The following is a 19,932-nucleotide window of genomic DNA, read 5'->3' on the forward strand; positions in this document are numbered from 1 at the left end:
CATCTCCTTCTAGCTATATGTTTCTACATTATAGCATATGAACACTCCCCCACTTAGCAAATCTTGAAGTGGGGGTTTCTAACGTTTCGACCTAACGGACGATTAACGTCAGGGGAGTTAACACATTAGCGAGCTGTTTCACGCCTAACCCCTCTATCCCATTTGTCCATGCATTTGGGATTACCTTTCGTAAAATGTTAGCCGCAGCATTTACATCTGCATGAATTAAAGTTTTATTTGCTGAACGATATATGCCGCGCTCTATTCGTTTTCCTGAAAAAGTTGTATTTTGGTCATTTTCTCCATACGTTGGAATGAAGTCGTTATCCAGAAAACTTGCTTTCGATGTATATGATTCTTCAGTTACAACAACTTGAATGCCTACAGCATTTGCTTTGTATGTAATCATTTGAATCAATAAACTATGTGGGATATGACAAAACGTTTGGTTATTTCTTTTTCCCATATTCGTTTCTTGTTTCCAACTTTTGTTTTGACCAATAACAATTTTACAAACTTCTTCTTGAGCTAGTTTTACGATATGGTGACTAACTTTATGGAAAACGTCTTTTATTTTCAAGTAACGTTTTTGATGAAGTTTTTCTATCCTTTTAGAAGTAAAAGGCCCTTCATTCGTTTGTTTTCCATTTCTAAGAACGCTTGTAAAATGACTCTTCATTTTGTTGTAATATTGATTTATGCTTTTGACATGTTTGCCCTTAACAAGGACAGGTTTCATACCTGTGTTTGTTACGATGGTTGCAAGGTTATCAATCCCTAAATCAATACTCATATAACGAGCATTCTCTTCAATCATTTGTTGTTCAGAAGGAACATCAATTACCAATTCCACTACATATTCATTGTATTTTGGAATCACACGAACTTGTTTCAGTTTACCCTCAGTGAAACCTAGTTTCCCAATATTTAATTGCAATTTCGTCTTTGGAAACTTTAAAAATCTATCGTTTTTAATGATGCAATCTTGGTTTGTATACAGAATCTCTTTTTCAGAAGAACGAATATACTTTGGAATTCTAGGCGGTCCAGCATATTTGTTTGGATTCTTTTTATAGTCTTTTAAACTAGCAAAAAAAGATTTCCAATTTTGGAACAAACCTTTCATGATTGACTGGCTACATTGCGTAGGCAAAGCTCGATAATCATTTTGAATCATAGCCTTAAATAGTGCATCTAGAAAGTTGTAATCTACATAAGGTTTTTCAAAATTAGGTTCTGAAAACAAATTACATGTAATCTCTTTCTGTTCTTCTTTAGGCTTTACTTTCTCTTTTTCCAATTTCTTCTGATAGGCAAGACGTTGTGTGTCATTCATCTTACCAATATTTTTATGAATATGCTCCAGAACTTCTTTTTGCAAAGGCTGCAACTCTTTTTCTTGCGTTAATCCAGTGTACACCTGGCGTATATAAAAGTTTGTGGTGTTGTACATGTTCTTAGCGTTATGACAACATTCTTGAAAATAAGAATACATACGATGCCCTTTTTTAATCCAGATTTGAAGAGTTTTATAGTTTGATGGATTTTCCTTTGTCATTTTATTCACCTCCTGTTAAGGATATTATAACAAAAACGGAACATACGTTTCTGTTTTTTGCTTGAAAATAAAATATTTCTTTCGATTCACCTCACCACCTTCATTTACGTTTAGAGGTGGGAGTCCTCTCGAAAGGCATGATAGAAAAAATCGTTTTTATAGCAAAACATATTTATTGTTTGTACACCTAATTAACTATATAATAATATGTAGTAAGAAAGCCTTTTCAAAACATTATTATTCATCAAGGGGGTACTTATAATGGAGCGAGTTCAAATGGCTGAAACGCTAGAATTTTCTCGTATTATTCAAGGATTTTGGCGTTTAGCAGAATGGAATATGACAAAACAAGAATTACTTTCTTTCATTGAAGATTGTATGGATATGGGAATTACTACTTTTGATCACGCTGATATTTACGGCGGATATACGTGTGAAGGGTTATTTGGCGAAGCTTTACAATTAAAGCCTTCCTTACGAGAAAACATGCAAATTATTACAAAGTGTGGAATCGCTCCCCCATCACCGAAATTTCCAGAGCGATATGTTGCTCACTACAATACTAGTGCAGAGCATATTATGCAAAGTGTAGAAGCATCACTTAAAAATTTACATACAAATTATATTGACGTATTACTTATTCATCGTCCCGATCCTTTTATGGATCCAAATGAAGTGGCAAAAGCATTTACACAATTAAAACAAGAAGGAAAAGTTCGTCACTTCGGTGTATCTAACTTCTTACCTTCACAATTTAATATGTTAAGTTCGTACTTAGATTTCCCGCTTATTACGAACCAAATTGAAGTTTCTGCATTGCAGCTTGAGCATTTTGAAAAAGGAACAATTGACTTATGCCAAGAAAAACGAATCAATCCAATGATTTGGTCACCTCTTGCTGGTGGTGAGATCTTTACTGGTCAATCAGAACGTGCTGTACGTGTACGCGAAACTGTGCAAAAAGTTGCTACTGAGCTAGGTGTTTCTAGTATCGATACGGTTATGTATGCTTGGTTACTTGCTCATCCAACTAATATGATGCCAATCGTTGGCTCTGGTAAATTAGATCGCGTAAAAACTGCCGCTCTTGCTACAAAAGTTAACTTAGACCGTCAACAATGGTTTGCAATTTTCGAAAGCTCTAACGGACATCCTGTACCATAATGCATAAAAAGAAGAGCTGTTTTCTTACAGCTCTTCTTTTTCATATGTATTTCTAGTCATGGCAAATACACACATATCCCTTAATCCGTTTCCATCTACCGCAACACTCGCACTTTCTAACGTACCTTCTAACTTAAAGCCTAATTTCTCAGGTATCGCTCTACTCTTTTTATTTAAAGAATCACAACGAATTTCTACACGGTTTGCTTTCAATTCAGAAAAAGCGTAATCCGTTATACCTTTCGCAGCCTCTACCATATAGCCTTTTCCGCTAAACCTTGTATCAATCCAATATCCGATTTCAAATTGAGGTATATCCCAATTAATACGATGTAATCCGGCTGAAGCAATAAATTCACCTGTTTCTTTCGAAAACACTAGTAATCTTAAATCCTCACGTTGCAAAAATTGAATATGTGATTTTCTAATACTTTCTTCTATTTCTTGCTCTGTTTGCTCTTTTTGTGCAAACACCATCCAAGGTTTTAGTTCTTCTATTGAAGCCTGAATTGCATCATATACAACTTTACCATCTCCTGGTTTCGGCATTCGAATAAAAAGCCTGTCAGTATAAAATTCAGAAGGAAAATCGAATAATAACGGATTCACTGTAAACACTCCCCATAATTCTTTTATATATAATAATATCCATCTCAAGTTATATAGTAAAGAATTTTCTGAATTGAAAACCTTTTACTCATTCACTTCCAACGCTACACGAATTCCAGATTCAATCGCACCTTGAATCCATCCGTGATATAGCGTTGTATGATCTCCAGCGAAGAATATTCTCCCCTCTGGTTTGACAATCGCTGGTTGCAGCTCAGATTCTTGACCTGCTTGAAAAAGTGCAAACCCTCCAAGCGCATACGGATCTAATGTCCAGCTTTTTGATATTCCAGATATGAACTCATCATACACTTGACCACCTAATATTGTTGCTAAGTTGTGTAATGCGTAATAAATACGATCACCTTTTGATAAACCATCCCATAACAACGCGTCATAAGACCATGTATAGCTACCTAACATCATAGCCGGTCCTTTCTCCCCAATTCCATAGCTTGGATAATAGGCATAACGAATTGGCAAATCTGTTATAATTCTGCCGCCTAATTGTCCTTGTTCTTCCCAAAATCGGCTTTTAAATTGAATTCCTATTTTCGTCGCAGGCATATAATGTAATTCACGAATTGCTTTCCATTTTTCATGAGATATAGAATCAAACGGATCTACTTCTACAAAACGCATTGTCGAAAACGGAATGGTAACAATAACTAAATCTCCTGTAATACTACTATATTCAAAAGTTTCCTCGTTCCGATAGAAAGCTGTCACACCATTATCGTGTTGATGTAGCTTCATTAATTTTTGATTATATATAATATTCTCTTCTAATTGCGGTAAAAATGACTTTGGCAATCTATCGTTCCCGCCCACAATTTCACAAAATCCGCTCTCCTCTTGCATAATGTATAGAAAGCGTAAAGTCTCTACAAACGATCGTTCCAAAAAACCTTCTAAATCTAATAGAACACCGATCATCTCAATTGTTACTGGCGAAAAGTAAGTATTATACTGATAAGGATGATACTTTAAAAATTGCCCAGTAGAGTATCTTCCAAAATCCTTTACTACAACGTCCCAATTTTTTTCTGGGTTCTTTTTTATAAAATTTATAATGGGCTGTACCGCTAACAATAATAATTCCTCTGACGTTTTTCCAACTTCATTCATTTCCACAGGATATCTTAGAATACTTGGATCTTTTTCATATTGTTTTAACGTCGTTTTCCGTCCATTTACGTATATAATATCCGTCTCATTTCTATTAATAAAAGGTCTCACCTGTAGCCCAAATTTTCTTATATATGTCATCGTTAATGTATGCGAATATGGAATCCTCATTGCTCCAACATCTAAATATAATCCGGTATCTTCCATTCTAACCGTTTCTATACGGCCACCTACCCGGTTGTTTGCTTCAAAAATTTTCACATCATGTCCTGCAGCCTTTAATAAAGATGCTGAAACTAATCCAGCCATACCAGCTCCCACTACAATAATTTGTTTTGGATTTATCGTCTTCTTCAATCCTTTATCTATAACTTTTAACGCTTCATCCATTTCAGTGTTATACATTATATCTTTCTGCACAATTCCACCCCTTACTTCATCAAATGGACGTTAGTGGTTTAGTGCATTTTATTCATAAATCTCCATAAACATAACACCATTGCAATTTGAATATTCACTAAAAGTACATAAGAGACAGATTTCATATTTCTTTATGCTTCGTATAATATAGCAACCGCAACGAAGGAGTGACTAAAAAATGAAACATACTTATGATTACCACGCTACAAAAAAGCATTTAGAATTAAAGAAACAAAACTTATGTAAAAAACTTAGCAATATGACACTATCTGAAAAAGAACGTGAACAGCTAAAATGTGAAATTGACAACTATGAATATATTTTAAATCTGGTTGAAATGAATCATTATGAACGCGGATTTTCTCATTAAAAGCGGAAATAGGATTATCCACTTTTCATTTTGAGCATTTCACTACGCATTTTTCATAAGTAAATATATAATAGGATGTACATTAAGATTGAGAGGTATATTCTATGATCAAGTTAAGTGTATTAGACCAATCACCTATTTCAGATGGTAGCACAGCAGCCCAAGCTTTTTCACATACAGTTACGCTTGCACAAGAAGTTGAAAAACTCGGATTCACACGTTTTTGGGTATCCGAACATCATAATTCCGTAAGCTTAGCTGGTTCAAGTCCAGAAATACTTATTTCTCATATTGCCGCAAAAACGGATCGTATTAGAGTCGGTTCAGGTGGTGTTATGTTACCACATTATAGCCCATATAAAGTTGCTGAGAATTTCCGTGTTCTAGAAGCACTGTATCCGAACCGCATCGATCTCGGTGTTGGTAGAGCTCCTGGTGGTATGCCAATAGCAACTCGCGCACTTCAAGAAGGGAAAATGGTCTCACTTGATCAATATCCAGAACAAATTGCAGACGTTGCAATGTACTTACATGATCAAATACCAGAAAACCATCACTATGCAAACTTAAAAGCTACTCCAGTTATCCCAACATCTCCTGAAATGTGGATGCTCGGTTCTAGCGGAGAGAGCGCTAAAATTGCTGCAAACAACGGAGCTTCTTTCGCATTTGCACAATTTATTAATGGCTTCGGAGGCCCTGAAGTTATGAGGGCTTACCAAGAACAATATCAGCCTTCATTTTTAGGAGATAAGCCTAATTCAATCGTTGCCATCTTTGTTATATGCGGAGAAACAAATGAAGAAGCGGAAAAAATTGCTTCTAGTTTAGATTTATCAATCTTATTATTAGAGCAAGGAAAACGAACTACTGGTACACCTTCTATCGAAACTGCTCAAAATTATTCATACAGTGCTTATGATTTATTCCGTATAAAAGAAAATCGTCAACGTATGATTGTTGGTGATCCGTCTTCTGTAAAAGAAAAAATAATAAATTTAAGCAAAGCATACAATACTGACGAATTTATGATTGTCACGATTACCCATCAATTTGAACATAAATTAAAGTCTTATCGCCTACTAGCAAATGCTTTTAATTTATAACTCTAAAAAGAGATGCATCACATATGATGCATCTCTTTTTCTTACTACTTATTGTTTTTATTTCCTATATATTCAATAGCTTCTTTTAATAGCTCATCAAAGTTAATAGGATAATCATGATCTAAGTTAGGCACAACTTTATACTTATGTTCTATATTCTTATCTCTTAATAATCGTACAAATTGCTGCGTGGATTCGAAACAATCTTCATCTTGATCCCCGCATACTATATATCCTTTTATATGTTTATCCTGCAGCACTCTTAGCAACTCATCCCATTCTTCAATCTCCGGAAGCCATGGTGCCATAAAAATAAAACCATCTACATCTATATCTTTTTGTAAAATCGTATATAAAGCTACTCTTGCCCCTGCAGAAAAACCACCAATTATCACATTTTCTACTGTATGATTTTCTATAAACTTATTGTAATGCTCTTTTAATTCTTCTTTCCCTCTCTCTATATCATCCCAAACAAATCCATCTGAAAACTTAATTTGTGAAGACTGTAGTAAAGCTAACGTGTAATCTTGTGTCAAAACTGATTTCCAATATGGCTCTACTATTTGAATATTTTCTTGGTCACCATGTAATGTAAGTAGTAGATTCCCCTCTTTCTTGCTGTATATATATTTCACATCTGGTCTTTCCTTTTTATGTGCTAATTCTGCTCTTTCTTTACATAATTGCACCATTGTATGAAATTCTTTATATTTATGTAGTGATTTTAAATCTTCGTCGGAAATTAAATATTCATTTCCATACCAGAATCCCTTTTCTATAATGGCCTCCCTCATTAAATGTAATGCTTCTTTTTCAAGTCCTGATGCACTTGCGAGCGCATACTTAAAATTATATATTTGCGCCTCATTCCCTATTACACCTGTAGCGTTTTCCATTATAAAATTGTACGCTTCAAAACTTCCTTTATTTGCATAACAACGTAACGTTTCATTCAATAATTGAATGTAAGTCATACTATTTTTCATGTACCAATTCCCCCGAAACTTTTTATAATATTTATTTTGCGAATCTTTATACCACTTTGTGAAGATTTTATATAACTCGCCCTAGCAATATCTTATTCTCCGAATGATACTTAATAGTTATCCTTCCCTGTCCAATACATTTAATATAAATATTAATAAACTGAAAAATCAATATTTTAACAAACAAAAAAAGACAACAATATATGTATTGTTGTTTTCATTACGTCTACCCGCTCTTTTGTTTTTTTCTATCTGGTTTACTTGAAACTAAATAATGTTTTTCTGAAATATATAAGTCTCTTTTTAAGCTACGATTTAAGTAAGGTCCTAGTTTCATTCCGCATATGAGGCGATCTTCGCTACCTTCAACAATTGGGAACATTTCTTTTTCTGTTACGTATTGATCTACTGCCTTTTGTACGACATCAATTTCTTTCACTAGGTTTAAATTTTCTGCTGTATGTTCAAATACCTCAAGCGTTTCCTTCGTTATGAGAAAATCATTTGTTGGAAATGCAGGTAAATACGGTTTTAACAAATCATAATTTACTGTATAATCTTCATTTACTAATACTGTATAAACGATATTAGCATTCGTTTCTAAAAACTGAGCCATCGCTTGTTCTAATTCATCTTTCGTAATTTCCCGCTCTTCTTTTCCAGTTCTGAAAAAGCGAAACATCGCATCGCCTCCTTTTTACTATATTATAGCATAAAAGAAAACTGAAAAATCATAAAAAAACCCATTGAAATAATTTTTCAATGGGTTTCTTTATATTTTTTATCGTTATTTTAAGAATGCACTTAGCATCCATACATGTTGTTCTAATGTTGTATGAATTGCTAACAGCATGTCAGCTGATGTTTCATCGCCAGCTTCGCCCGCAACTTCCATACCTTCTTTTAATTCTTGAATAAGTGCAGAATAATCATTCACTAATGTTTGCACCATTTCTTCTGCAGATTCTTTGCTTGTCCCTTCGCTGACACTAGATGTTGCAAGATATTCTTTCATTGTCGCTAATGGTTTACCTTCTAAAGCTAAAATACGTTCTGCTAACTCATCAATATACGTTCCAGCTTCATTATAAAACTCTTCAAATTTCTCATGTAATGTAAAGAAGTGTGGCCCTGTCACATACCAGTGATAATTATGTAGTTTCACATATAACACATTCCAGTTTGCTACCTGCTTGTTTAATACTTCAACAACATTTGTTTTCGTACTCATACAATCCACTCCTCTTATCATTTTGTAATGTTTATCTTTTAATAACCTAATTACATTTTACCATACATTCCCTTTCCTTTCGAACAATCGGCTTATATGTAACAAAGTTTTAACACCTTTAATACTTCCCTAATATCATTTAATTCATGTATTTTTTCAAACACTTCATACGTCTAATTGTCCAAGCTCATACATATGCATAATAGTACATCAAGCTCATCATAGTAGAAAGAGGGATAACATGGACAATCAACAATGGCAAGTAGCAAAGAAAGTAGCCGCTACTTATATCGGAACTGTCGTTGGAGCTGGATTTGCTACTGGACGAGAAATTGTTGAATTTTTCACAGTGAATGGATTATACGGGACAATTGGCATATGTGTAAGTGGATTTTTTTTTATTTGGCTCGGCACAAAGATGATGTTACTTTCATCACAAATCGGGGCATTTTCAGCGCAAGAATTTAACAAGTATTTATTTGGGGATGTATTTGGGAATGTTGTAAACACATTATTATTACTCGTTTTATTCGGCGTAACGAGCGTTATGTTATCAGGGGCTGGTGCAGTATTTGAAGAGCAACTTCGCTTACCAAGACAACTCGGTATTCTCATTACAGTTATCGCTTGTCTCATTATAAGTAGCCGCGGATTACAAGGTGTTTTTGAAGTAAATACACTTGTCGTACCTATTATGATGATTTTTATTATCGGACTTGCTATTACAACCTTTTTTCACGGTACACCTTCCATTAATAACACTATTCCTGCAGAGAGTTGGAATATGAAATGGATTACTAGCCCTATTACATATGTCGCCTTAAATCTTTCTCTCGCCCAAAGTGTTCTCGTCCCATTAGCCAGTGAAGTAAAGGATCGAAAAGCCATTTTTTGGGGTGGGATTTTAGGTGGTGCTGGACTTTCTTTAATTTTATTATGCAGCCATTTAGCAATCTTATCAGTCGATCAATTTTATCAATATAACATCCCAATGGCTGAAGTCATAAGAAGATTTAATGCAACTTTTCACTTCTTCTTCGTTCTCATTATTTTCGGTGAAGTTTTCACAACTTTAGTTGGTAATGTGTTCGGGATGACAAAACAGATGCAATCTATTACCGGGTGGAAAAATAACAATATTATTTTCTTCATTTTACTAATTAGTTATTGCTTTAGTTACATCGGTTACAGTGACTTACTTCACATTCTATATCCTATCATCGGATGGGTAAGTATTGTTATACTTCCAATCATTGCGTTTAAACAACTTCAAAAAACATAAAAAAGCATCCATGTTATTGGATGCTTTTTTATGTTCATTCACAATCATCACATACTTCCCAGTACGGCCCCATTTCTAATGCTAAATATGGCTTTAATTGCAACCGAATCATTCGACTAGGCATGCGCTCTAAAACAAATTGAATACCCTCTTCATCTTCGTCTAATTCAACTTTTGAAATCACAATTCTTTGTATAGTCGTAATGGGAATTCCATCTTTATATAAAGTGATTTTCACCTCATCGTATTCATTAAAATACAATTCGACACTCATTTGATTTTTCAGTATTTCATCAACAATTTTATATGTATCATTTTGTTCTTGGATTATATATTTCCATCCGCCTCTATCTTCTTTCGGAGCTGTTTGAAATAATGTCTCCAAATCCTCGTATAGCATAAGATAACCCCTCTCTTACTAAAAAACGATGAGTATTTTATATACCCTTTATCTCTATCACTATCCATAGCTATTGTACCATATATCACCGTTCTTACCGTATTCATTTGCTTCATAGATACTTATAAAATAACTAATTCTATCTCCATTATTATGTATATTACCTCATTACTCCATACACTCTTACAAGTTTAAATAGCGTCAGACTTTAATCCATGCAAATATTGTCTACTCTCCGCTTTTATTAGCTCACAGCATCCATACTTTTACATATAATAAGACTACCACAAATAAAAAAGGAGAGTGACTTATACCACTCCCCTTAAAAGAACTTCCCTATAGCTGCTAAAACTAATACGATTATTAAAATTGCAAATAATAATGAGACAATGAAACTAAAAATAGGTAACGCTTTCTTTTCATTCTTCTTAAATAGTAACTTTAAACTAAGAAAAATATTTACTGGTACAAGTATAAAATAAAAATATTTAACAATTTGTACCGAGCTATTCGAAAGTGTTTTTAATATAAACACTTCAATTAGAAAAACAATAAAAAATGAAATACTTAGCCAAAATGAGACGTAACTAAGCCAAGAATGTCTTTTTGTCCCCCAATACACTCCCATAATACTCTCCTTTTACTTGTATTCTATACGTTAATAATTATACACAAAGCTAACAAATACCTCTATTTTTCGACAAACATTATGTAAAATGCCATTTTAAACGTCATAAAGAAAGTCTACATCCCTATTTGATTTTACACAATAAAACAGACTACCCTCTAGTGGCATAATGCTACTAGGGGATAGTCTGTTCTCTATTAAACTTTAAATCTGTCAATTAGTCCTTGTAACTCTTCAGCCATTTGAGATAGCGTGCCCGCTGCGGATCCAATTTCCTCCATCGAAGCTAGCTGTTCTTCAGCTGAAGCCGCAACGTTTTGTGTGCTTGTCGCATTATTTTGCGCTGTCATTGCAATTTGTCCTACCGAAATAGATACTTCATTTGCCCCTTTTGACATTCCATTAGCCGTTTCAACCATCGTCTTAATTTGATTAGCTATTTCATTTGTAGATTGTAAAATTTCAGCAAAGTTTTGCTTCGTTTCATTTGCGATAACAAGTCCAGATTGAACTTCCTCATTTACATGATTCATAGATTTGACTGTCTTACCCATATCATCTTGTATTTCACATATTAATTTACTAATTTCACTAGAAGATATGCTAGACTGCTCTGCCAATTTACGCACTTCATCTGCAACAATTGCGAAACCTCTTCCATGCTCACCGGCTCTTGCGGCTTCAATCGCCGCATTTAAAGCTAGAAGGTTTGTTTGATCTGCAATATTTTGAATTACTTCTAAAATATCACCAATTTGTTTTGATTTATTATTTAGTAATTGTATAACTGCATCTGATTGTGACACAGATTCTGCAATAGACTGCATCTGGTTTACTGTTCTTCCTACTAGTTTCCCACCATCTTCTGCTTTTTCACGAGTATGTGCAGAAGCCGTATTAATAGATGATGAACTATTTGCTACATGCTGAATTCCTTCCGTTACATCAAACAGTAACATAGCGCCATTTTCTACGCTTGTTGTTTGCGTCGTTGCCCCACTTGATATTTCATCCATTGCGATTGTGATTTGCTCAGTCGCTTCACTTGCTTGCCTTACACTTGCAGTTAGCTCTTCTGATGCCGCTGCAACATGCCCAGCTGAATCGTTAATTCTTCCGATTAACGTCCGTAACGAATTCGTCATCTCATTAAATCCTTTAGCAAGTTGGCCGATTTCATCATTAGAATGAATTTCAATTGTTTGCGTTAAATCCCCTTCACTTATTTCTTTAGAGGTAACAACTAATCTCTTTAAAGGCTTCGTAATTGAAAGTGTTACAAAATAAATAAGTGCCCCGCCTACTACTAATGAGATAAGCATAACAATTAACATATTATAAAATACAGGTTGAGCAGCTTCAATTACTTCACTTGAGTACATAGTCCCACCAATTTTCCAACCTGTTTTTACATTTGTAGCAAATACCATATTCTTTTCACTACCGCCATAAGAATATGAAAAAGCACCGTGATTATCTTCATAAATTTTCTTTGCCCAAGAATCAGCCGCTTTTTCCCCTGATTTTTCTTGTGGATGAGCAATTATTTTTTGCTTTCCATCTAAAATGAAGGCATATCCTTTTTTACCAATATTAATTAACTTTGATGTTTTTAATAAATTATCTAAACTTAAATCTAGCGCAACAACCCCATTTTTATCTTCTGTTTGTTTTGCGATTGTTACAACAATATGTCCATTTCCTTTTGCCTTATATGGCTCAGTAACAACAATACCACCTTGTTTTGCAACTGCATCTTTATACCAAGAACGCTCTGTTGGATCATAGTCTGCTGCCATTTGTATATTTGGTTCTTGTACAAATTTTTTATCATTTCCGGCAACATATACTTGTTCAACATCTTTATTTAAATTTATATATTGAGATAACATTTTTCTTAATTCATCCTGATTATCTCCTTGATACATATTCCCCTGAATCACCCGTGCAAAATTATTTACATCATTAAATTTTGCATCAATCATTTGATTGATTAAATTATCCAGTATTTTTATATTGTCGTTGGCACTACTCTTAATTTGCGATTCAAAATTCTTTTTGGCTGTTTGATAAGACATGCCTCCGATAATAGACACAGCCGCAATTAAAATTACAAAGAATGAAATTAATAGCTTTTTTGCTACTTTCATATCACGAAACAAATTTAATAGTTTATCCATTATGAACCTCCTAATTTTCAAATTTAAAAGTTAAATTGAGTTAATTATGAATATTTCCCAATCCCTAATTATTATTTTCATAACCTATTATGATGAATACTTTGTAAAGTTTAAACAATTAAGTTCCCTTTGTCTATATATATGAATAATATTATTATAAAATTTACAAATAGAAAAAACCAAAGGGGCACCCTTTGGTTTTTACATTTTTTTATGTTGTTTAGAAAGCTTTTTCCACTTATCACGCTCTGCTCTGGCAAGGATTACATCTTGTTTTCTCATAAAATACGCCAGTTCTCTTTGTAATTTTTTATAGCTTTTCAAACGATCTATCGTAATAAGTCCGTTATCAATTGCACTATGCACCGCGCATCCTGGTTCATCCTCATGCTTACAATCACGAAAACGGCATGTTGTCGCAAGTTTTTCAATATCAGAGAATGTTGTTTGAATCGCTTCGCTTCCTTCCCAAAGTTGCAATTCTCTCATGCCGGGAGTATCAATTACGAGAGCGCCACTTGGCAATTGAAATAACTCTCGATGCGTTGTCGTATGCCTCCCCCTACTATCCTCTTCACGTATATCTCCCGTTTTTGCTACCTCAATTCCTATTAGCGCATTTAACAAAGTTGACTTTCCTACCCCTGATGACCCAACTAAAGCAATTGTTTTCCCTGAAGAAACGAATTGTTTCAACGAATCAATACCTGTATGCTCTAAACTATCAACAACGAAAATAGGAACACCAATTGCTATAGCTTCCGTTTCTACAATTTTCTGTTCTACATCATTACATATACTACTCTTTGTTAAAACAATAACTGGCATAGCGCCACTCTCATACGCTAATAATAAATAACGTTCCATCCTTCTAACATTAAAATCATGATTAAGTGCATTCACTAAAAATAAATAATCTACATTTGCTGCTATTACTTGTTCTTCCGTTCGAGTACCAGCTTCTTGTCTAGAAAAAGAGCTTCTTCTCGGAAAAACACGATGAATGATAGCTTTCTTTTCATTCTCTATTTTCTTTATATACACCCAATCACCAACAGCTGGATAATCTCCCTTCGTTACTGCTTCATGCCGAAACTTTCCAGACAGTTCTGCCATATATTCACCATCATTACAAATAATTCGATATATATGCTTATGCTCAAGTAAAATACGCCCTACTTCAAAGTTCTCTACAGCTTGTTCCTCAAAAAAAGAATCCCAGCCATACGATTCTAAAATATTTTGATTCAAATTGATATCCTCCCTAGTTTAAGCTAAGTGGAAGGATAGTGCGCTCACTTATATCGTTTCGCCCTTTCCATCCACCTTTGTACTTGGTTTATTATTCATATAAGTTATTTTCGCCATAATACATCACCCCGTTCTTATTTTAATTACTCTCATTATATGGAATTCTCCTATAAAAAGCTACATCATTTAACGTAATTTTCAAATAACTTGTTTTTGAGCATTCTAATTTGTCCTCGGTGACTAATTTCATCTTCTAGCACATGAAACCAAAGATAGTGCTGGTTATATACTACACCGTTAGGCCACTTTCTTTCTGACATGAGCCACTCATTACCTTGTTCACTTAAATACTTCAGAGATTCTTCTCGAACACTTTGTAGAAGTTGTACATAATACTGTATTTCATGACCACAGATCGCTCTACCTGCTTCCCCTAAATACAATGCATCTTCCCATATTTCTAATTCTTCTTTTGTAAAGTCACGATCTTGAAATGAAATAAGCTGATGAACTTTTTCAATAGCTGCTATATGCTTTAATAAGGCGCCAATTGAATTTCCGCTGCTCTGCATTATTAAATCTAATTGCTCAACTGATAAATTTTTTACTTCGCCTAATGTTACAGCTCTCGTATGCTCAAGCATGCTTACTAATTCCCCTATTTTTTTTGTATAACCATCTACACTTCTTATTCGATAATCTATATTCATATGACGCACCCCTTTCTGCATTCATATTATTGTAAAAATGATTCATATAATAGACTGAAATCTATCGAAATTTTCTGTTATAATTAAATTGAATACAAAATATACCCAAACAAACTTTCTCAATATGCTTATATGAAATATTAAAAGGAATCAATATAAAATAATCGAATCTTATTCACTAAAAGGAGTGGATTCGATGGAAATGTATCAATGGCTAACCGCTGTTCTCGTTGGTGGCATTACTGGCTTCGTTTCCCATCTAATCAATAACCAAGGTAAGTTATTGCTTCCACGCCGTTTGAAAACTTTTTTTCACTTTGGATTTTTAACTGATGTTTTTACCGGTAGCCTAGCTGCACTTCTTGGACTCGTTTTATTCGATGTCACCGCAATAAAAGAAATTATAAAAGTATCCATTGTAACTGCTATTTCCGGTCAAACTTTCTTACTACATCAAGCTCTTGGTGGCGAACAGGCTAAAAATACGCAAATTGGGAAAGCTGATGAGAAGATTCAAGAAATTGACAAATTATTGCGACGTTAGTGTATACTTTCTTTTAAAATTATTGTTATAATGAGAAATAAATATTTTCTATTGCGTCGTTTGTCAGGAGAAAGGGTGTTTCGTATGACAAAAAAGAAAATAGAAGATTTCTTAACAAACTCCGAAAAAGAGGAACTGCTAGAAAACTATAAATGTTTACGAGAAGCCCGCACAAAAAGCGAAGCTAACTATTTTGGTGAAGCAGTAAACCATCTATTAAATAAAGCAAAACAACGAATTATTAAAGATGCAGGTATACATGATGAAAATGCTGCAACTGTTCAATCAAAGAGAAAAGCACTGTTTTAGCTACATTAGCTAAAACAGTGCTTTTTATTACAACATTTTTCACATTACTTTCACATCTATTTCACAATTATAAGTACTCCTATATGTTAAACTAGGTATATCCTTTTCCGAGGAGCTATATGCCGATATATAAACCCCTATCTATATAGGGGTTTTTTATTTCCCCATAATTTTATTACAAATCCTTTTCAATCATACAGCTCAACGACGAATTATTAAAAATACAGCAACTATGCAATCAAAAAGCACCTTTTTAACTTATCCTAAAAAATTGTTTTTTGATTTACTAAAACTTTATGATGCAATTCCTTTTTCATTATCTTTACTAATGTTTTCACCTTTTCTAAACAGAAATAAAGCTACAACATATAATAACGCTGTAAAGCTACCTACTAGTATAAAATTGTGAGATGTTGCAAATAACATTCCTGCTATTACCGCACCAATCATTTGGCCAATGTACATCGAGGCGTTAGCAAGGGCAGCACCTGTTCCCCGTGCTATAGTAGACATGTTTTGTAAATGTCCCATCATTAATACAAACAAAATTCCTGTCACAAAAAATAAAACAAAGAAAAAGAATTCAACAAAAATAAGATTCTTTAAATAGGGAAGTATTACATATAACACTGCCGTAAATACAATTCCACCATAGAAAGAAAGATTGTATCCAATTTTATTTACAAGTCTAGGGCCAAAAATATTACCAGCTAAATTTCCTAATCCTAGTACAAGCATAGCCGTACCTACTTCATGAACCTGTAAGCCAAATTGAATGGAAAGCCATACACCAAAAAATGAAAATGCAGCAAAATTTCCGGTTTGAAAAACAAAGTATGCAAAATAAGAAAGTGAAACCTTTGAATCTGTAAGTAATTGTTTATAACGCTGTAAAATCACTTTTTTATTTCCACCTATATGAACCGACTGTATTTCTGGTAATACAACATAAATAAGAATAACAAGTAGTGTTGATAATATACCAATGAAATAGAATGGGATTGTATAATGTATCGTTGCTAAATAAGCTCCCAGTGGCAGCCCTAAAATTTGAGAGATTGATAACCCTGCTGTTGCAACCCCAATTGCTTTCACAATTTGCTTTTTCTCTATAAGGAGCGGAATGGATGCCCACACTTGTGGAGATACAAAAGCTGCACTTACACCTGCTAAAAATCTAAATGTTAGCATCCATAAAAAACTCGGTGCAATTCCACACAAAAACGTACTTATTGCAAAAAAACTCATACCTAGTACCATCACTTTTTTTCTGTTTAATCCATCTGATATAGGACCAGCAATAAGCGCAAATCCAGCATACCCTAAAGCATACGAACTCACCATCCATCCTGACAACTCGGTTGAAACATGATACACCTGTTGTAATGTCGGCAACAGTGGTGAAATTAAGAAAGTGTCTGTACCGATCATAAACATTATCGTGAAAAATACAGCTAGGACTCTATTCATTTAGACCTTCTCCTTATATAAACAGAGGGTACTATCCCTCTGTTTCACTAATCTTCTAAAATAGATTGGATTTCTTTCATGACTCTTTCATTCAATGAAACGTCTACCGCTTTCACACTTTCTCTTATTTGCTCTGCCCGCTTTCCACCAGGTATAACTGTATCAATTCCTTCTTTATTTAATAACCATGCTAACGCTAAATGAGACACTTCAATATCATTTTCTTTAGCTAGCCCTTTTAACTTTTCCACTTTCTTAAAATTACTCTTATATGTATTTTCTTCAAATAGATTTACATTTTGGCGCCAATCAACTTCGTTCAATTTAAAATCTTCTGTATATTTTCCGCCTAATATTCCAAAAGCAAGAGGCCCATATGGAATAAATGAAATACCCGCTTCTATACAATACGGCAACAGTTCTTCCTCAGCCGTACGTTCTAACACATTGTACGGAGATTGTACAACATCTATATGACCATGTTGGTTCGCTTCTTTTAATTGTTCTATGTTTACGTTCGATATTCCAATTGAACGAATTTTCCCTTCTTCTTTTAAACGAGTAAGCTCTCCGATTGAATCTATGTAACTTGTTTCAGGATTTGTAAAATGTAAATAATATAAATCAATATAATCAGTCTGTAATCTTCTTAAGCTATTCTCCACAGCATTTCTTAAATAACTTGGTTCATTGTTAATATAAGTTTCTCCATTTAACAACGGTTGAATTCCACCTTTTGTAGCAAGTATAAACTCATGACGTTTTCCCTTTAATACTTCTCCTACTAATTCCTCTGATCTACCGAAACCATATGAATCTGCTGTATCAAAAAATGTAATCCTTTGCTGAATAGCTTCTTCTACTAATCGCTTTCCCTCTTCTTCATTCACATCAGCATATAAATTATGTCCCCCTACTGCATTTGTACCTAAACCCAACTTTGAAATATTTAATCCTGCCTTTTGCAATTTTGTATACTTCATTTTTTCTCCCCCTATATTTCTATTGTTCTAATATTTTCGAACAATAGAAATATACCACTTTATATGTTATAGTGCAAATATCTTAACTTATACAAGTAGGTGAAATATGCGTACACTCTATCATCCAAATCGAGAAGAAATTCAATTTTCTTCTGTCTTATATGCACTTAGCGATCAAATTCGTTTACAAATTGTAAATATGTTACTAGAGAAAAGTGAACAATCTTGTGGTGCTTTAAACATCCCTATTGCGAAATCAACTTTATCTCACCATTTCAAAGTTTTACGTGAGTCAGGTGTTATGTACACGCGCCTTGAAGGAACACAACGTTTCATTTCAATTCGTGAAGAAGATTTAAATGCTAGATTCCCAGGTTTGTTACAAGTTGTATTACATGCGACAAAGCCATATTAAAAAACATCTCATATTCATATGAGATGTTTTTTAATATGGCTATTCTTTTAATAAATCTATTAATCCATTCCCTTCAGATGTACGTTCGTACCCTAAAGGTACAGTTCTTTTAATAAGTTGTGCATATATTTCCGGCTCTGATAACTTTCGACCGTATTCTTTCTCACACTGTTTAATGAGCAAGGCGAGCGCCCCAGCAATATGCGGCGTCGCCATGGAAGTTCCACTTAACACAGCATATTTCCCATCTGGATACGTAGATAATATTTCATCACCTGGCGCTACTAGATCAATTTCTTGATTTGAATTACTAAAACATGCAATCTTCCGCTCTAAATTAACAGCACCAACTTCAATTACCTCAGAGTAAGCACCTGGGAAATCTAATTCCTCTGTTTCATCATCGCAATCTCCATTATTTCCAGCAGCACATACAACGAGAACATCCTGCTTTACCGCATTTTGAATTGCTTCATGTAATTCTGGAACATCTTGCGGACCACCAAGTGACATTGAAATAATTCTCACTTTCTCTTGATTTGGCCCTCTCCAATTTACAGCATAATGAATTGCCTCAATAATTTGCTCATAACTTCCAGAACCATCTCCCGCTAAAACTTTTAATACTAACATTTTAGCAAGTGGTGCAACTCCTAATACACCGACACCATTTTCAGTCGCGGCAATCGTCCCCGCTACATGAGTACCATGTCCGTTATTATCAAGATACACATTTGGATCAGCTTCATAATCTTTTGTGAAATTTCTTCCGTCGATAATACGATCTTTTAAATCTATATGATTAGTATCACACCCTGTATCTAATACGGCAACGACTACATCTTGCCCCTTCACACTCTTTTCCCATACTTGCGGAGCGTGAATCATTTGTACACCTGGTGGAATTTCATTTACTTGTTCTACCACCTTATTTACGGTAAACGGAATCAATTGTATACCTTTTTGTTTATTCACTGTACTACTCATCGTAATCCCTCCTGAAAATGTATTATTTTCATTTCAGACCACTTTTGAATACGTGTAAATGTAACATTCGTTTTATTCTTTTTGTTTTCCTTCTTTTCAAATATTTCTCAACATCATTTACTAACTCTATACTACTTTTTTATTTTCCCTATGATTTGTAGGAAGTAACCCCCCATGTCGTTCAACTACTAACCAAAA

General features: G+C 34.1%; 21 protein-coding genes. 7 read left to right on the plus strand and 14 right to left on the minus strand.

Going from position 1 to position 19,932, the window contains the following annotated elements:
* Window positions 1-91 precede the first annotated feature (91 nt).
* Window positions 92-1,558, minus strand: a complete 1,467-nt coding sequence (locus IBT51_RS00620) for an RNA-guided endonuclease InsQ/TnpB family protein (protein WP_197241782.1) — start codon at window positions 1,556-1,558, stop codon at window positions 92-94.
* 261 nt (window positions 1,559-1,819) lie between these two features.
* Here IBT51_RS00620 and IBT51_RS00625 point away from each other — a divergent pair, with 261 nt between their 5' ends.
* A complete protein-coding gene (locus tag IBT51_RS00625; RefSeq protein ID WP_088025265.1) occupies window positions 1,820-2,722 on the plus strand; it encodes an aldo/keto reductase in 903 nt (300 codons plus the stop codon).
* Between the two features lie 24 nt (window positions 2,723-2,746).
* Here the strand turns inward: IBT51_RS00625 and IBT51_RS00630 are convergent, their stop codons facing one another.
* A complete protein-coding gene (locus IBT51_RS00630) occupies window positions 2,747-3,331 on the minus strand; it encodes a GNAT family N-acetyltransferase (protein ID WP_088025267.1) in 585 nt (194 codons plus the stop codon).
* An 84-nt stretch (window positions 3,332-3,415) separates the two neighbouring features.
* Window positions 3,416-4,879, minus strand: coding sequence for a flavin monoamine oxidase family protein (locus IBT51_RS00635; protein WP_140155563.1), 1,464 nt, complete (start codon window positions 4,877-4,879; stop codon window positions 3,416-3,418).
* Window positions 4,880-5,057: 178 nt separating this feature from the next.
* Between IBT51_RS00635 and IBT51_RS00640 the strand changes: the two genes are divergently transcribed.
* Complete coding sequence (locus IBT51_RS00640) at window positions 5,058-5,249, plus strand: DUF3896 family protein (protein WP_000683364.1); 192 nt, start codon at window positions 5,058-5,060, stop codon at window positions 5,247-5,249.
* A gap of 104 nt (window positions 5,250-5,353) precedes the next feature.
* A complete protein-coding gene (locus IBT51_RS00645; protein ID WP_000594040.1) occupies window positions 5,354-6,355 on the plus strand; it encodes an LLM class flavin-dependent oxidoreductase in 1,002 nt (333 codons plus the stop codon).
* 44 nt (window positions 6,356-6,399) lie between these two features.
* Here IBT51_RS00645 and IBT51_RS00650 read toward each other — a convergent pair whose 3' ends face one another.
* From IBT51_RS00650 to IBT51_RS00660, 3 genes are all read right to left on the minus strand, one after another.
* The gene (locus IBT51_RS00650; RefSeq protein WP_200457911.1) at window positions 6,400-7,344 is read right to left on the minus strand and encodes an alpha/beta hydrolase; all 945 of its coding nucleotides are present in this window, start codon (window positions 7,342-7,344) and stop codon (window positions 6,400-6,402) included.
* A gap of 226 nt (window positions 7,345-7,570) precedes the next feature.
* Window positions 7,571-8,026, minus strand: a complete 456-nt coding sequence (locus IBT51_RS00655; protein ID WP_000488209.1) for a DUF3939 domain-containing protein — start codon at window positions 8,024-8,026, stop codon at window positions 7,571-7,573.
* A 105-nt stretch (window positions 8,027-8,131) separates the two neighbouring features.
* Window positions 8,132-8,575: a Dps family protein gene (locus tag IBT51_RS00660; protein WP_000105199.1), complete on the minus strand. Its 444-nt coding sequence runs from the start codon at window positions 8,573-8,575 to the stop codon at window positions 8,132-8,134.
* A gap of 241 nt (window positions 8,576-8,816) precedes the next feature.
* Between IBT51_RS00660 and IBT51_RS00665 the strand changes: the two genes are divergently transcribed.
* On the plus strand, window positions 8,817-9,857 hold the full coding sequence (locus tag IBT51_RS00665) for a YkvI family membrane protein (protein WP_000370209.1): 1,041 nt from the start codon (window positions 8,817-8,819) through the stop codon (window positions 9,855-9,857).
* Window positions 9,858-9,891: 34 nt separating this feature from the next.
* Here the strand turns inward: IBT51_RS00665 and IBT51_RS00670 are convergent, their stop codons facing one another.
* The 5 genes from IBT51_RS00670 to IBT51_RS00690 all read right to left on the minus strand — a co-directional run bounded on the left by IBT51_RS00670 (window position 9,892) and on the right by IBT51_RS00690 (window position 15,026).
* Window positions 9,892-10,257: a DUF3979 family protein gene (locus IBT51_RS00670; protein WP_000965063.1), complete on the minus strand. Its 366-nt coding sequence runs from the start codon at window positions 10,255-10,257 to the stop codon at window positions 9,892-9,894.
* Window positions 10,258-10,579: 322 nt separating this feature from the next.
* On the minus strand, window positions 10,580-10,885 hold the full coding sequence (locus IBT51_RS00675; protein ID WP_000539571.1) for a hypothetical protein: 306 nt from the start codon (window positions 10,883-10,885) through the stop codon (window positions 10,580-10,582).
* A gap of 197 nt (window positions 10,886-11,082) precedes the next feature.
* Window positions 11,083-13,065: a HAMP domain-containing methyl-accepting chemotaxis protein gene (locus IBT51_RS00680; protein WP_200457912.1), complete on the minus strand. Its 1,983-nt coding sequence runs from the start codon at window positions 13,063-13,065 to the stop codon at window positions 11,083-11,085.
* 201 nt (window positions 13,066-13,266) lie between these two features.
* Complete coding sequence (gene rsgA / locus IBT51_RS00685; protein WP_001073089.1) at window positions 13,267-14,316, minus strand: ribosome small subunit-dependent GTPase A; 1,050 nt, start codon at window positions 14,314-14,316, stop codon at window positions 13,267-13,269.
* Between the two features lie 182 nt (window positions 14,317-14,498).
* Window positions 14,499-15,026 (minus strand): DinB family protein, encoded by a 528-nt coding sequence (locus IBT51_RS00690; protein WP_001018102.1) that lies wholly within the window; start codon window positions 15,024-15,026, stop codon window positions 14,499-14,501.
* A gap of 196 nt (window positions 15,027-15,222) precedes the next feature.
* Here IBT51_RS00690 and IBT51_RS00695 point away from each other — a divergent pair, with 196 nt between their 5' ends.
* Entirely contained in the window at window positions 15,223-15,570 is a 348-nt protein-coding gene (locus IBT51_RS00695) for a DUF4257 domain-containing protein (protein ID WP_000426321.1), read from the plus strand.
* Window positions 15,571-15,654: 84 nt separating this feature from the next.
* A complete protein-coding gene (locus IBT51_RS00700) occupies window positions 15,655-15,879 on the plus strand; it encodes a hypothetical protein (RefSeq protein WP_000162602.1) in 225 nt (74 codons plus the stop codon).
* Window positions 15,880-16,173: 294 nt separating this feature from the next.
* Here the strand turns inward: IBT51_RS00700 and IBT51_RS00705 are convergent, their stop codons facing one another.
* Both IBT51_RS00705 and IBT51_RS00710 read right to left on the minus strand, forming a co-directional pair.
* Window positions 16,174-17,349, minus strand: coding sequence for an MFS transporter (locus tag IBT51_RS00705; RefSeq protein WP_200457913.1), 1,176 nt, complete (start codon window positions 17,347-17,349; stop codon window positions 16,174-16,176).
* Window positions 17,350-17,396: 47 nt separating this feature from the next.
* The gene (locus IBT51_RS00710) at window positions 17,397-18,332 is read right to left on the minus strand and encodes an aldo/keto reductase (RefSeq protein WP_053564707.1); all 936 of its coding nucleotides are present in this window, start codon (window positions 18,330-18,332) and stop codon (window positions 17,397-17,399) included.
* A 106-nt stretch (window positions 18,333-18,438) separates the two neighbouring features.
* Between IBT51_RS00710 and IBT51_RS00715 the strand changes: the two genes are divergently transcribed.
* Entirely contained in the window at window positions 18,439-18,747 is a 309-nt protein-coding gene (locus IBT51_RS00715) for an ArsR/SmtB family transcription factor (protein WP_053564708.1), read from the plus strand.
* Window positions 18,748-18,786: 39 nt separating this feature from the next.
* On the opposite strand, the gene IBT51_RS00720 is transcribed toward IBT51_RS00715, so the two are convergent.
* Window positions 18,787-19,734 carry a serine protease gene (locus tag IBT51_RS00720; RefSeq protein WP_053564709.1) on the minus strand — a complete coding sequence of 316 codons (948 nt, stop codon included), beginning with the start codon at window positions 19,732-19,734 and terminating at the stop codon, window positions 18,787-18,789.
* Between the last annotated feature and the right edge of the window lie 198 nt (window positions 19,735-19,932).

The organism is Bacillus sp. S71, assembly GCF_016625265.1.
In the GTDB taxonomy this organism is placed as follows: domain Bacteria; phylum Bacillota; class Bacilli; order Bacillales; family Bacillaceae_G; genus Bacillus_A; species Bacillus_A cereus.